The organism is Ruegeria sp. CF3 (assembly GCF_056537365.1).
Genome location: NZ_JBQFRK010000007.1, coordinates 176699 through 190976 on the forward strand (window position 1 = coordinate 176699; position 14278 = coordinate 190976).

10 protein-coding genes are annotated in these 14278 nt (G+C 58.2%); 5 read left to right on the forward strand and 5 right to left on the reverse strand.

The features are described from left to right. Positions 1-135: 135 nt before the first annotated feature. Both ACR0KC_RS19835 and ACR0KC_RS19840 read left to right on the forward strand, forming a co-directional pair. Complete coding sequence (locus tag ACR0KC_RS19835) at positions 136-1413, forward strand: 4-aminobutyrate--2-oxoglutarate transaminase (RefSeq protein ID WP_170397954.1); 1278 nt, start codon at positions 136-138, stop codon at positions 1411-1413. A 2-nt stretch (positions 1414-1415) separates the two neighbouring features. Further along, positions 1416-2891, forward strand: a complete 1476-nt coding sequence (locus ACR0KC_RS19840; protein WP_170609187.1) for an NAD-dependent succinate-semialdehyde dehydrogenase — start codon at positions 1416-1418, stop codon at positions 2889-2891. A gap of 59 nt (positions 2892-2950) precedes the next feature. On the opposite strand, the gene ACR0KC_RS19845 is transcribed toward ACR0KC_RS19840, so the two are convergent. The 5 genes from ACR0KC_RS19845 to ACR0KC_RS19865 form a co-directional block, all read right to left on the reverse strand. After that, positions 2951-4156: an MFS transporter gene (locus ACR0KC_RS19845; protein ID WP_170407966.1), complete on the reverse strand. Its 1206-nt coding sequence runs from the start codon at positions 4154-4156 to the stop codon at positions 2951-2953. An 86-nt stretch (positions 4157-4242) separates the two neighbouring features. Further along, complete coding sequence (gene ggt, locus ACR0KC_RS19850; protein ID WP_480791457.1) at positions 4243-5994, reverse strand: gamma-glutamyltransferase; 1752 nt, start codon at positions 5992-5994, stop codon at positions 4243-4245. A gap of 84 nt (positions 5995-6078) precedes the next feature. After that, entirely contained in the window at positions 6079-6510 is a 432-nt protein-coding gene (locus ACR0KC_RS19855; RefSeq protein ID WP_480615813.1) for a universal stress protein, read from the reverse strand. Beyond that, positions 6507-9116 (reverse strand): TRAP transporter permease, encoded by a 2610-nt coding sequence (locus ACR0KC_RS19860; RefSeq protein ID WP_170397940.1) that lies wholly within the window; start codon positions 9114-9116, stop codon positions 6507-6509. The genes ACR0KC_RS19855 and ACR0KC_RS19860 overlap by 4 nt, the downstream gene beginning before the upstream one ends. Positions 9117-9223: 107 nt before the next feature. Further along, the gene (locus ACR0KC_RS19865; RefSeq protein WP_170397937.1) at positions 9224-10186 is read right to left on the reverse strand and encodes a TAXI family TRAP transporter solute-binding subunit; all 963 of its coding nucleotides are present in this window, start codon (positions 10184-10186) and stop codon (positions 9224-9226) included. A 242-nt stretch (positions 10187-10428) separates the two neighbouring features. Between ACR0KC_RS19865 and ACR0KC_RS19870 the strand changes: the two genes are divergently transcribed. From ACR0KC_RS19870 to ACR0KC_RS19880, 3 genes are read left to right on the forward strand one after another with little or no spacing between them, the layout of a single operon-like run. Then, complete coding sequence (locus ACR0KC_RS19870; protein ID WP_170397935.1) at positions 10429-12819, forward strand: ATP-binding protein; 2391 nt, start codon at positions 10429-10431, stop codon at positions 12817-12819. Next, entirely contained in the window at positions 12816-13433 is a 618-nt protein-coding gene (locus tag ACR0KC_RS19875) for a response regulator transcription factor (RefSeq protein WP_170397932.1), read from the forward strand. Before ACR0KC_RS19870 ends, ACR0KC_RS19875 begins: the two co-directional genes overlap by 4 nt. Next, on the forward strand, positions 13430-14179 hold the full coding sequence (locus ACR0KC_RS19880) for a PhnD/SsuA/transferrin family substrate-binding protein (RefSeq protein WP_170594972.1): 750 nt from the start codon (positions 13430-13432) through the stop codon (positions 14177-14179). The genes ACR0KC_RS19875 and ACR0KC_RS19880 overlap by 4 nt, the downstream gene beginning before the upstream one ends. The last annotated feature ends 99 nt before the right edge of the window (positions 14180-14278 follow it).

Below are 14278 nucleotides of genomic sequence, written 5' to 3' on the forward strand. Positions count from 1 at the left end.
ACACTTGATCCTGCCGGGACGGTAAATCAATGGCTTATGAATCACAAGAAACAGGCTTTCGCTTGCAGGCGCAGATACTACAGTCGCGCAGTCAAACATACGGGCACCGCGCCCGGAAACGGGAAAGGACGCAAGATGCTGAACGCTCAGATTGCTGAACGCCGGAATACCTCGATCGCGCAGGGCGTGGGGATGCAAACGCAAGTCTATGTGGACCGTGCCGTGAATTCCGAGGTCTGGGATGTCGAAGGCAAACGCTATATCGATTTCGCCGCAGGCATCGCCGTTGTGAACACCGGGCATTGCCACCCCAAGGTGATGGAGGCTGTTCAGAAACAGGCCGCAAACTTCACCCATACCTGCCATCAGGTTCTGCCTTATGAGAATTACATCCGTCTGGCCGAGCGCCTGAACGAGAAAGTGCCCGGCGACTTCACTAAGAAAACCGTCTTTGTCACTACAGGTGCCGAGGCGGTCGAGAATGCCGTCAAGATCGCGCGTGCTGCCACTGGCCGCCCGGCTGTAGTGGCCTTTGGCGGCGCTTTTCACGGCCGTACGTTCATGGGCATGTCACTGACCGGCAAGGTTCAGCCATATAAAGCGGGCTTCGGCGCGATGATGCCCGATACCTATCACGTCCCGTTCCCGATCGATCTGCATGGCACCTCGACCGAAGATTCGCTGGGTGCTTTGACTAAACTGTTCAAGGCCGATCTTGATCCGGGCCGGGTGGCCGCGATCATCATCGAACCGGTTCAGGGCGAAGGTGGCTTCTACCCCGCTCCGGCTGAGTTGATGCGTGGTCTGCGCGCGCTTTGCGACGAACATGGCATCGTTCTGATTGCCGATGAGGTACAGACCGGCTTTGCCCGCACTGGCAACCTGTTCGCGATGGACGCTTATGACGTCTCTGCTGATATCACCACTATGGCCAAAGGTCTGGCCGGTGGTCTGCCGCTGGCCGCCGTCACCGGTCGTGCCGAGCTGATGGACGCCGCGCACCCGGGTGGTTTGGGCGGAACCTATGGCGGCAACCCGCTGGGGATCGCCGCCGCCCATGCTGTGATGGATGTGATCGAGGAAGAAGACCTGTGCACGCGCGCCAATGAGCTGGGCTCGCGCTTGAAACAGCGTCTGGAATCGATCCGTTCCCGCACGCCCGAGATCGTAGATATTCGTGGTCCGGGCCTTATGGTTGCGGCCGAGTTCAACACGACCGACGGCAGCGCCCCGAATCCCGATATGGCAAACGCCATACGGGTCGAGGCATTGAAGCGTGGATTGATCCTGCTGACATGTGGCGTATATGGGAACGTAATTCGTTTCCTCGCGCCGTTGACGGTGCAGGACGAAATCTTCGCCGAGGCCATGGATATCCTCGAAGCCTCGATCGACGCTGCCAAAGGAGCCTGAACATGCTGGATACCAAAGTGACCAAGCTGGAGCTGAAAGATCCCAGCCTTCTGGAACCCCGCGCCTATATCAACGGTGAATGGGTCGAAGGTGAGGCAACGTTCCCTGTCTACAACCCTGCAACTGGTGATCTGATCGCCAATGTGACAGATGTCAGCATCGAAGGCACAACACAGACCATCGATGCAGCTTACGCTGCGAAAAAGGAATGGGCTGCTCAGACTGGCAAGGAACGCGCCGCCATTCTGCGCAAATGGTTCGACCTGATGGTCGAAAACGCAGACGATCTGGCGACCATCCTGACCGCCGAGATGGGAAAACCCTGGCCCGAGGCGCGCGGTGAAATCCTATATGGCGCGTCCTTTATCGAGTGGTTCTCGGAAGAGGCCAAGCGTGTATACGGCGACGTCATCCCCGGCCACCAGCGCGACAAGCGCATCGTGGTGCTGAAGCAGCCCGTGGGCGTAGTGGGATCAATCACGCCTTGGAATTTCCCGAACGCAATGATCGCGCGCAAAGTTGGCCCAGCGCTGGCCGTGGGCTGTACCTTTGTGGCGCGCCCAGCGACGCTGACGCCGCTGTCGGCGACGGCGATGGCGGTTTTGGGTGAACGTGCGGGTATACCAGCGGGCGTGTTCAACGTGATCCCGGGCACCGACAGCTCGGGCGTCGGTAATGAGCTTTGCACTAATGACAAGGTCGCCAAGATCACCTTCACCGGCTCGACCCGTGTAGGACAGATCCTGATGCGTCAGGCGGCGGGCACCATCAAGAAGATGTCGCTGGAACTGGGCGGTAACGCACCATTCATCGTCTTTGACGATGCCGACGTGGATGCCGCCGTGGATGGCGCGATGATCGCGAAGTTCCGCAACAATGGCCAGACCTGCGTCTGTGCCAACCGCATCTATGTGCAGGCGGGCGTCTATGACGAGTTTGCTGCCAAGCTGGCCGAGAAGACAAAATCTTTGAATGTCGGCGACGGCTTTGGCGACGGCATCACCACAGGTCCCCTGATCAATCAGGCGGCAGTCGACAAAGTTGAAGAACATATATCGGACGCGGTTTCCAAAGGGGCGACTGTAACGCTGGGCGGCAAACGCTCGGATCTGGGTGGGACATTCTTTGAACCCACCGTTCTGACTGGCGTAACCCGCGACATGGTTGTGGCAAAGGACGAAACCTTCGGCCCCGTCGCTCCGCTGTTCAAATTCGAGGAAGAAGACGACGTCGTCAGCATGGCCAATGACAGCGAGTTCGGCCTGGCCTCGTATTTCTACAGCCGCGATCTGGCGCGCGTCTGGCGTGTGGCCGAGGCGCTGGAATCGGGCATGGTGGGCATCAACACTGGCCTGATCTCGACCGAAGTCGCCCCGTTCGGCGGTGTCAAACAATCCGGTCTAGGCCGTGAGGGCTCGAAATACGGGATCGAGGATTTCCTTGAGATGAAATATCTCTGCATGGGTGAAATTCAGTAAGCGCCTCGTGCCTTGAAAATTCAACGCACTCGCAGTCCGCTGCGGGTGCGTTTTTCGTTTCAGACCGATGCGTGCCCGCGCAGACGGAACACCAACGGCATCATCACCAAGACCAGAGCCGCCGAGAAAAAGAACGGTGCGCCGGGCAGATAAGTGCCTTCGCCATCGACCGACGCCTGAAAGATGCCGGTCATCACCAAAGGCGACAGAACCGCAGCGACAGAAGACAGTGACGCGATGACTCCCTGCACCACGCCCTGCCGGTCTTCGTCCGCCTGGTTCGAGGCCATAGCCGTGATCAAGGCAGGCACGAGGTCGGACAGCGCGGCAAGCAGAATAAAGATGACAAGGGCCGTAACCGTTACGGTAAACCCAAAGCCGATCATTCCGACCAATGCCGATACCATCCCCAGCAGCAGGGTTCGGTAATCGCCGATCCAGCGAATGAAGACCGGCATCAGTCCGGCTTGGACGAAGGCCAACAGCACGCCGTATGCGGCCAGCGACAGGCCGATATACAGCGTGGACCAGCCAAACACCTCTCGTATCCAGAAGGCCCAGAGGGTGGGGTAGACCATGTTGGCAAATTCAAAGATGAAAATGCACAGCAGCGGCACTGCCAGCCCCGGAAAGCGGAAGGCGTCAAAGATCGATTTGAACGGGTTCAGGTCGCGCTTGCCAAAGGGGCGGCGCTTTTCTGGTTTCAGGCTCTCGGGCAGGACGAAGACTCCGAACAGGGCGTTGGCGGCGGACAAAACCGCGGCAATCCAGAACGGCGCAGTAATGCTGATCCCGGCAGCGATGCCGCCGATGGCTGGGCCAAGCACAAACCCAATCCCGAAGGCCGCCCCGATCAGACCGAAATTCGCCGCCTTCTCGGTCGGTGAGGATATGTCAGCGATGTAAGCCGTTGCGGTAATATAGGTCGCCCCCGCAAGCCCCGCGAGCGTTCGCCCCAGAAGAAGCAGCCAGAATGTTTCGGCCAGCGCCATGATCACATAATCCAGCGCCAACATGGTCAGCGCTGCGATCAGGATCGGCCTGCGGCCAACCGCATCCGAAATGCTACCCACGATAGGTCCGCACAGGAACAGCGCCCCGGCATAGGCTGCCATCAGCAGCCCGCCCCAAAAGGCCCCTTGTCCGGTATTGCCCGCACCGACGCGATCCATCAGGTCGGGCATGATCGGGAACACGATGCCAATACCGATGGCATCGATCATCAGTGTGATCAGAATGAAGGTTATTGCGCGGCTTTTGAACATACCGCCCTATCGGACGAGTACGCTGTTAAAGCAAGAGAAAAGGGCTGTGTGGTACAATTGTCCAGCAGCCCTTTTCCAGTTCATGTTTATTGGCCCAATGCCACGCCTTCGCGACGAGGATCAGCAGCGCCGATCAACTGCCCGTCCTTGATCAGGATGGCATGCAACCCGCTGTTGAGATCGACTTCTTTCACCTCATGACCTTTGGCGGTCAGAGCATCTGCGAACTCGGCAGCGGATGTTCCCTGCTCCAGATCCATTGAAGACCCGTTGCGGTGCACGAAATGCCCCGTTTCGATGGCATCCTGCGGGTCCATCTCCCAGTCCACGATCGCGATGATCGTTTTGGCCACATAGTTGATGATGCGGCTGCCGCCGGGGGAACCGATCAGCAGATAGGGCGCGCCATCCTTCATCACGATGGTTGGTGACATCGAACTGCGGGGGCGTTTGCCGCCTTCGACACGGTTGGCGACCAGGCGATCTCCGTCCATCGGCGCGCGGTCAAAGTCGGTGAGTTCGTTGTTCAGCAGGAAGCCCCGCACGAAAACCCGACTGCCAAAGGCGGTCTCGATGGTGGTCGTCATTGACAGCGCGTTGCCGTATTGGTCACGGATCACGATATGGCTGGTGCCGGGGCGGCCCGGGTTTTGCGAGGGCGCAAACAAGGCGGTGTGATCACGCGGCGGCTCACCTGCCTGACGCTTTTCACTGGCCGCAGCCGGGTCGATCATCTCAGAGCGCAGCTTTAGATAGTCCGTGTCCAGCAGACCCTTGACCGGTACATCGATAAAATCGCCGTCGGCCATGTAAAGCGCGCGGTCGGCATAGGCCAGCTTGGCGGCCTCGGCATAGAGATGCGCCATCTCGGCGTTCCAACCGGTGCCTTCGAGGTCGAAGTTGCTGAGGATCCCCAGAATCTGGCCCACGGTCAGGCCGCCGGAGGTTGGCGGACCCATTCCGCAGACATCGTAGCCGCGATAATCGGCGCAGACGGCGGGGCGGATTTTGACGCGGTAGTCGGCCAGATCTTCAAGCGTGATGTTGTTTTCCACCTTGGATGTGGCATCCACTGCCGCCACGATATCTTCGGCGATGGGGCCGCTATAGAAGGCGCCTGCACCCTGATCGGCCAGAATGCGCAGGGTTTCGGCAAACTCGGGGTTCCGTAGTAAGGTTCCAGCCTGCAGCGGCGTGTCATCTTCGTTGAAGAAATACGCTTTGCCCGCCGGGAACACACCGACTGAGCGCTCACGTTCAATCGTGCTTTGGATCGAATTTGCCATACGGGGCGAAACCTCAAACCCCTGCTCGGCCTGATCGATGGTGGATTGGAACAGCGAGGCCCAGTCTTTCTTGCCATAGAGGTTATGGGTCACTTCCATCAGGCGCAGAATGCCCGGAACGCCAACAGATTGACCCCCGACCACAGCTTCGGGCCAAGGCATCTTTTCCCCATCCGGCAACAGAAAACGTTCGGGCGTGGCCTTGGCCGGAGCCTTTTCACGCGCATCGAATGTTGTCAGTGTCTTGGACGAGGCATCCCAATACAGCATGAACGCACCACCACCGATCCCCGAGGATTGAGGCTCGACCAGATTGAGCATCAACTGAACAGCGATCATGGCATCTGCGGCTGTGCCACCTGCGGCCAGCACGTCATACCCGGCCTTTGCTGCGATGGGGTTGGCGGCGGAAACCATGAACTCGGTGCCTTCCACCGAATTCTTATCTTCCCAACCATAGCCATATTCCGGCGCAGGGTCCTGCGCATTGGCCGCGCAAGCGACAACACCCAACGCCAGTACGGCGCCGGTTTTCATGAATGTCTTCATCATAGAAATCTCCCGGTAAGGATCTGCGAGATTGGCTACTAAGTAACGAACTTCAAATGGCAGATTCTCAGCTTAAATCCGATCGATTTACCGCACAACATATACTGACGTATGCGAATGCCTCACGACCCGCGCCGCATTCGGACCGAGCAAATAGTCCTTCAAGTCAGGCTTATGCGCGCCGATCACGATCAAGTCCGAGCCCGCGCCTTCCGCGGTTTTGAGGATCTCCTGATAGGCGCTGCCAGTTGCCACCACATGACGGACCTTGGCGTTGCGCTCTTCCCCCAGCGTGGCGGCGCAGAGGGCGACCAGCTTTTCATGAGCCTCTTCAATCACCTTTTCGTGGTGGTGGGGCTCAAAAAAACTGCTGACGAAGCCTTCTCCATAATCGGGTGTCACGGTCACGACATCCAGCCGCGCGCCATCCATTTCGGCCAGCGCTGCGGCGCGTTCAAGGACAGCAACATCAAGATCGCCATTGCTGATATCCACGGCGCACAGAATAGCTTTGGTCATGCGGGTTCTCCCTGTTTTGCGGCGCGGCCGCGCTGGAGGAAGGCGACAAGACCCAACAGGATCAGCGCCGGGATAAAGATCAGCTCTTTCGCGGGCTGGCTTTGCGGGGCCTGAATGCTGGTGATGCGAACGGCATCGTCAGCATAATAGTCGAACATATCCAGCTCATCCGCGACTGGCGTACCGAACATCGGCTCGTCAAGCTTGACCAGACCATCCTCTTCCAGCGTCATCAGGCCCAAAGCGTCAACGCGTGCTGTACCGTCGGCTCCTTCCGGAATGTCCAGAACAACGGTGGTTTCGGTCATATTGCCAGTGTCAAAGTCCGGACCTGCGACCTCAATCCGCATGGTGCTGCCGGGTGCGGCCTCACCCACGGCCTGTGTCAGCTGTGCCGGTTCGATCTGCGCAAAGGGCGGTGCGATGCGGTTCATGAAGAAATCCGGACGGAACAGCGCAAAGGCGATCAGAATCAGCGCGACGCTTTCATAGATGCGGTTCTTGGTCAGGAACCAGCCCATGGTGCCGGCAGTGAAGATCAGGATCGCGATGGTCGCAGAGACGGCCACCAAGATTCCCTGTACCCAGCCCACATCGATCAGCAACAGGTCAGTGTTGAAGATGAACACGAAAGGCAGTGCCACGGTGCGCAAGCTGTAGAAGAAGGCGGTAAAGCCCGTCTTGATCGCGTCCCCGCCCGAAACGGCGGCGGCGGCAAAGCTCGCCAGACCAACCGGCGGTGTCACATCAGCCATGATACCGAAGTAGAACACGAACAGGTGCACCGCGATCAGCGGCACGATCAGCCCATCCTGCGCGCCCAATTCCACGACCACACCCGCCATCAGCGAGCTGACCACGATATAGTTCGCCGTGGTCGGCAATCCCATCCCGAGGATCAGGCTGAGCAGACCCACCAACGCCAGCATGGCGATCAGGTTACCGCCTGACAGGAACTCGACCAGATCGGCCATCACTTGGCCCACGCCGGTCAGCGTCACGGTGCCCACGATCACACCCGCAGTGGCGGTGGCCAGCGCGATACCAATCATGTTGCGCGCGCCGTCGATCAGCCCGTTCCACAGGTCGACGACACCGGCCTTGAAGGCATTCGCTGTGTCACTTTCACCCCGGAAGATCGACTTGAGCGGTTTCTGCGTCAGCAGGATCACGAACAACAGCGAAGTCGCCCAGAAGGCTGATAGGCCCGGTGATTTCTGTTCGATCATCAGGAAATAGACCAACACGATGATCGGTAGCAGGTAATGCAGACCGGCCTTGTAGATTTCGGCAATTACCGGCAGTTCAACCTCTTTGGCATTGGGATCGTCAGGCACCAAGTCCTCTACTCCGGAAGCCAGCCAAAGCAGGATCAGATAGGCCAAAACGATCAGCGCCGACAGGACCAGACCCGACGCATCGGGCATGAGCGCGACAATCGCTTTGATCGGGTACTGGATGCCATAGCACAGCCCGGCAAAGCCCACGAAGAACAGCGCCATTCCACCGATTGTGCGCCCCATCGAAACGACGCGGTCGCCCAGCGTCGGCATGTTCCGCTTAACCGCTTCAAGGTGTACGATGTAGACGAGCGCGATGTAAGAAATCGCGGCGGGCAGGAAGGCGTGGGTGATCACCTCAACGTATGAGATGCCTACATATTCCACCATCAGGAAGGCAGCAGCGCCCATCACCGGTGGCATGATCTGGCCGTTAACGGATGAGGCGACCTCAACCGAGCCCGCTTGTTCGCTGGAAAAGCCCACACGCTTCATCAGTGGGATAGTGAAGGTGCCGGTCGTGACAACGTTCGCAATGGACGAGCCCGAGATCAGGCCGGTCGCCGCAGAACCAACTACAGCCGCTTTGGCCGGGCCACCGCGCAGGTGCCCCAGCGCGCCAAAGGCCATCTTGATGAAGTAATTGCCCGCGCCCGCCTTATCCAAAAGCGCGCCGAACAGCACGAACAGGAAGACGAACTTGGTCGACACGCCCAGCGCGATGCCAAAGACACCTTCGGACGTGATCCACATATGGCTCATCGCCTTTTGCAGGCTGGCACCTTTCCAGCGGATCACCTCGGGCACCCACTCGGAGGAACCAAAGAAGACGTAGGCCAGAAAGATCGTGGCGATGATCGCCATTGCCGGGCCAAGCGCGCGACGCGCGGCCTCGAACAACAGCAGCAGGCCAACAAGGGCAAACCACTTGTCCGTATCGTCTGCCAGCCCCCCGGCATCGACGATCTTTTGATAGAAGAAATAACCATAAAGCGCCAGAAATGCGCCCACGATCCCCATGATCCAATCCTGAATCGGGATGTAGTTCCGCGGGCTGGATTTCAGTGCCGGATAGGCCGAAAAGGCCAGGAACATCGCAAAGGCCAGATGAATCTGGCGTGAGTTGTTCACTACACTGCCCGGCAGCAGATAATTCGATAGGGGAGAGGCCAGAACGACCTGGAACACCGACCACAAAACCGCAACGATCGCCAGAAACAGCCCGACATTTCCCGCCGGATCACGCGCGCCTGCATCTGATGAGGCAACCAGTTCCTGAAGCTCTTCTTCGGAAAGAGGGCGATTGCCCTGTGTGTCGGAACTCATGTTGGTATCTCCCTGTCCTTCGGCCTTGGTTTTTACGGCCGTCTTGTCTCCGGTTTAGCCCGGATATGAATCGGGGCGCCCCGAAAGGCGCCCCGTGTCAGGTCTGGTTACTGAATCCAGCCTTTTTCTTTGTAGTACTTCTCAGCACCCGGATGCAGCGGTGCCGACAGGCCGTCCGCAATCATCTCTTCTGGTTTCAGGTTGGCAAATGCCGGGTGCAGCTTTTTGAAGTCATCGAAGTTCTCGAAGACCGAGCTGACAACCGCATAAACCGCGTCTTCCGACACGTCAGCCGAAGTCACGAAGGTTGCACCAACACCAAATGTCGAGGTGTCACCATCCGAACCACGATACATGCCACCTGGGATGGTTGCGGTACGGTAGAAGGAGTTGTCACCAACCAGCTTGTCAACCGCGTCGCCGCTGACGTTCACCAGAACCGAGTCACAGGCGGTGGTTGCTTCCTGGATCGAACCCGATGGGTGACCAACGGTGTAAACCATCGCATCGATCTGGTTGTCGCACAGGGCAGCGGACTGTTCAGCCGCCTTCAGCTCGGTCGCCAGTTCGAAATCGTCGGTGGTCCAACCCATTTCGCCCAGCAGCACTTCCATGGTGCCACGCTGACCGGAACCGGGATTGCCGATATTGACGCGCTTGCCCTTCAGGTCTTCGAAATTCGAGATACCCGCGTCGGCACGCGCCACAACCGTGAACGGCTCTGGGTGTACCGAGAACACGGCACGCAGGTTCTCAAACGGGCCGGCTTCTTCGAATTTCGAGCTGCCGTTGAATGCGTGGTACTGCCAGTCCGACTGTGCCACCCCAAACTCAAGCTCGCCTTCGCGAATGGTGTTGATGTTGTAAACCGACCCCCCAGTCGACTCCACCGAACACCGGACCCCGTGCTCTTTCCGGCCCTTGTTGACCAGACGGCAGATCGCGCCACCCGTCGGGTAATAGACACCCGTAACGCCGCCAGTTCCGATCGTGATAAATTCTTCAGCATATGCCGCTGGTGCCATCAGGGCCGCCGCGGCAAATGCGGTGATTGAGGTTTTCTTGAACACTTTGACACTCCTGTTGTCAGTCTTTTTTGATCTGTGGGGTGCCTGAAACCTTTCAGAACACAACAGAAAAAATCGCACTGGAATCAGGCCCCCCGATGATAAAGAGGAAAGCGAAACCAAACAGCAGGTGTCTATACGGTAGATTACGTATAGGCTTGGATTCAGATATAGGGGAAAGAGGGTAACTGATCACATTCTGTGACTGTGATACCGACCCGTGCAGAAGGTCGTTTGGACAAGAATTGAACTACGCAGGGCAACAAGAAATACGCCAGGACCACACTGAGCCAGCCCGCAGGCGAAGATCGCTGCGCGCCACGCTTGCGCTGTGTTTGGGTGGGCTGCAGTTCATCGCCATCCTTTCGGTGATCCTGTCGACCTTTGTCAGCTCGGAGAACGCGCTGTTGCGGCAATCCCGAACATCGCTAAACGAAGTCAGTGTCAATGTCATCGGCCAAGTCAAAAGTTTTCTGAACCCCGCCCGGCAGGCCTTGGATGCAACTCGGCGACTTGCTGAAAATGACGTACTGGATATCAGCGATCCTGGCGTATTGGAAAGCCATTTTTTTCAGCAGCTACAGGTCGCGCCTCAACTCGCAGGGATGTATCTGGCCGATGCGACGGGCAGGTTTGTCTATGTCATGCGCGCGGAAGAGCCCGGACGCTATCGCACCAAGTTCGTTCCGCCATTCCTGCCCGGCACCGCGGAACATCCCGCCGATTTCCAATGGCGCAACGATCAGTTCACATTGCTGGAAACGGCCACTACCCAGACTGACACCTATGAGGCGCGCACCCGGCCCTGGTTCAGAATGGTGACCGAAGCCAAAGCACCGATCTGGACAGAGCCATATATCTTCTTCACCACGCGCCAGCCGGGGATCACTTATAGTGTCCCCATATTGGACGATACCGGAGCTATCCGTGCCATTTTGGGTGTCGATATCCAGATCGACGCCCTGTCGGGGTTCCTGCTGGACATCTGGTCGGAACGACGCGGTGCCGCGCTGGTTCTGAACGAAAATGGCGCGGTGCTGGCGCATCCAACGCTAGTGCTGATCCGGCAGGAAGCACATATGGAAGCGCCCGAGCTGACGCGTGTGGACCAAATCGCAGACCCCATCGCGCAAAAGGCGTTCGGAGATGTCGTGCAAACCGGTCTGAGCGACACGGAAGGACCGGTTCATACCGATTTCCAGCTGAACGGTCAGGACTATGTGGCGATGCTGATCGAGGTGTCCGAGCCGGGGCTGCGTTGGTTGATCGGGCTTTATGCGGCCGAGGACAACTTTATTGGCGAGATCAAGAAGAACCGGACGCAAGGCGTCTGGATCGCGCTTGCCATTGCCATTCTGACGGGCGCAATTGGTTTGGCCATGGCCGACCGGATCTATGCCCCTGTGCGCACCTTTGCCAGCCAGAGCCAGCAATTGCGCAGCGGAGAGATCACCACCGAAGAAGGCCTGCACAGCCCCTATCGCGAGCTGGAAGATACCGGCGCGGCTCTGACACAGGAAGTTCGACAACGGCAACGGTTCGAAACCGCCTATGGCCGCACCTTCGATCTGGCCTCGCGCGGGATGGCGCAGATCTCGCCCGAAACGGGGCGTTTTCTGCGGACCAACGAACAGCTGTGCGATATCATGGGATATCAGCCGGATGAATTGGAGAGGATGACGCTGGCCGACATCCTGCCGGAAGACGAACAGCAGATCGCAGTCAAGTTTCGCGAAACCCTGCTGCAGGATTCCGAGTTCATCGCCGAAAACCAGTTTATCCGAAAAGACGGATCCCCCATCTGGTTGCGGGTCAATGCCATTCTGATCCGCGATGAAAGCGGGACCCCTGATCATGCGGTTGCCATTATCGACAACGTCAGCGATCGAAAGCAGGCCGAGGATGAAGTAAGCCGCCTCAGCCGCGATCTGTCCCATGTGGCACGGGTCAACCTGATGGGCGAGATGGCCTCGGGGCTGGCGCATGAGCTGAACCAACCGCTAAGCGCGATTTCCTATAATGTCGACGCCGCGAAGATCACGCTGGATGAAATCGGCGATCCCGATCCTGAGGTTATAGAAATCCTTTCGGATATCGACCGCCAGTCGCGCCGTGCGGGCGACATCATCCGCGCCCTGCGTGATGTGGTGCGTAAGGATCGCGGACGTCAGACTCCGTTTGAACTGAACGGGCTGATCCGGCAAACCGTCAGCCTGATGGACGCCGAGGCGAAGTTACACGAGATCAAGCTGCTTTATGAAGAAACCGACCTTCCTCTTGTCATCGGAAACCGGACGCAGATCGCTCAGGTTCTGGTTAACCTGTTGCGCAACGCGATCGACGCCCTGGCCCTGGATCCGGATGGCAAGGGTAAAATCACCATCACTACAAAGACTAGCGATGAACTGGTCGAGGTGCGGGTTGAGGATAACGGGCCCGGGATTAGCGATGGTGTCACCTTGTTCAACTCGTTTGACACCCAGAAGACCGACGGGATGGGGCTGGGCCTGTCCATTTGTCGGACCATCGTCAAAGCCAATGACGGAGCCATTTGGTACGAGCCTACTGAGACGTCCGGGGCGCGCTTCTGTTTCACCCTGCAGCGCCGCGATCAGCCCAAGGAGGATCACGCATGACCTTTGAGCCGCTGGTCGTTTATATCGTCGATGACGATGAAGATGTGCGCGTCGCCTTATCTCGCTCGCTCAGCAAACGCGGACTAAGGGTCGAGCATTTTGCCGATGCGCAGACATTTCTGAATCAGGTGCATGAGGACGCAAAAGGTTGCCTGATCCTGGACTATGGCATGCCCGGGATGGACGGGCTGGAATTGCAGGAACATCTGAACCGGCGCGAGTCGACCATACCGGTCATTTTCATCTCGGGTCATGGCGGCATTCCGGAATCCGTGCGGGCCACCAAGGCGGGTGCAATTGATTTTCTGGAAAAACCCTTTGACCTGCAGGTGCTGATCGAACGGATACAGGCCGCGTTTGAAATAGGCGACCGTCTGCGCGCCGAGAAATCGCGACGTCAGATGCTTGCGGACAAGCGCAGACTTTTGACCGACCGCGAGGAGCAGGTCTTGCAACATATTCTGACCCACCCCGCGCGCACGTCGAGCAAAGAGATCGCAACCGCCTTGGGTATCAGCCCGCGCACGGTAGAAATACATCGCGGGCGCATCCAGCAGAAGGTCGGCGTGAAAACCACGATAGAGCTGTATGAACTGTTCGGGCAGATGCAATGATCGCAAGCCTGATGATGTATGCCCGCCCTCAGCTTGATGAGGCACATCTGCGATACTGGAACCTCATCCGTGACAATCTGAACCGAGCCGGGATCGAGAGCCCTGAGCATCTGTCGCAGGACGCCGAGGAATTCTCGGTCTGGCAGCACCCGGAACTGGTGCTGAGCCAGACTTGCGGCATGCCGTACCGGACATGGCTACACGATAAGGTCGCGTTGGTTGGCACGCCAGACTATGGTCTCGACGGGTGCCCGCCCGGCTATTACCGCAGTGCTCTGGTCGTGCGCGCCGATGATCCACGCACAAATCTGATGGCGTTTCGGGAAACGGTGTTCGCTTACAACCAGACATTTTCGCAATCTGGCTACGCCGCGCCTTATTGGCATCTTGAGCCGCATGGCTTCTGGTTCAAGCACCGTGTGCAAACCGAAGGTCACCTGAAGTCGGCGCATGCCGTTGCGGAAGGTCACGCAGATATCGCTGCCCTTGATGCGGTTTCTTGGCGATTGATGGCTGAGTATGAAGAGTTTGCCGCATCTCTGCGGGTTTTAGAGTGGACGGACCCGACGCCTAGCCTGCCATTGATCACTGCGGAGGGTAACGATCAGCAAGCGATTTTTACAGCGGTTGAACGGGCAATTGCGCAGTTGGATGATGCGGATCGTACTGCCTTGGGGATCAAAGGTCTCGTGAGGATTCCGGCCGAACGTTATCTGGACGTGCAAAACCCGCCGGGATCGGTTTAGTCGTCTTGTGTGCCGGTGTCGCCGACGACAGCCGATAGCACATAATGGCTTTGGTCGCCCTTGATCAAAATCGGTGGGCCGGGCTGTTTAAGCTACGGA

What these genes read in the sequence shown, in the direction of transcription:
- ACR0KC_RS19835 (WP_170397954.1), top strand. Translation starts at nt 136, where the DNA reads ATGCTGAACGCTCAGATTGCTGAACGCCGGAATACCTCGATCGCGCAG.
- ACR0KC_RS19840 (WP_170609187.1), top strand. Translation starts at nt 1,416, where the DNA reads ATGCTGGATACCAAAGTGACCAAGCTGGAGCTGAAAGATCCCAGCCTT.
- ACR0KC_RS19845 (WP_170407966.1), bottom strand. Translation starts at nt 4,156, where the DNA reads ATGTTCAAAAGCCGCGCAATAACCTTCATTCTGATCACACTGATGATC.
- ggt (WP_480791457.1), bottom strand. Translation starts at nt 5,994, where the DNA reads ATGATGAAGACATTCATGAAAACCGGCGCCGTACTGGCGTTGGGTGTT.
- ACR0KC_RS19855 (WP_480615813.1), bottom strand. Translation starts at nt 6,510, where the DNA reads ATGACCAAAGCTATTCTGTGCGCCGTGGATATCAGCAATGGCGATCTT.
- ACR0KC_RS19860 (WP_170397940.1), bottom strand. Translation starts at nt 9,116, where the DNA reads ATGAGTTCCGACACACAGGGCAATCGCCCTCTTTCCGAAGAAGAGCTT.
- ACR0KC_RS19875 (WP_170397932.1), top strand. Translation starts at nt 12,816, where the DNA reads ATGACCTTTGAGCCGCTGGTCGTTTATATCGTCGATGACGATGAAGAT.
- ACR0KC_RS19880 (WP_170594972.1), top strand. Translation starts at nt 13,430, where the DNA reads ATGATCGCAAGCCTGATGATGTATGCCCGCCCTCAGCTTGATGAGGCA.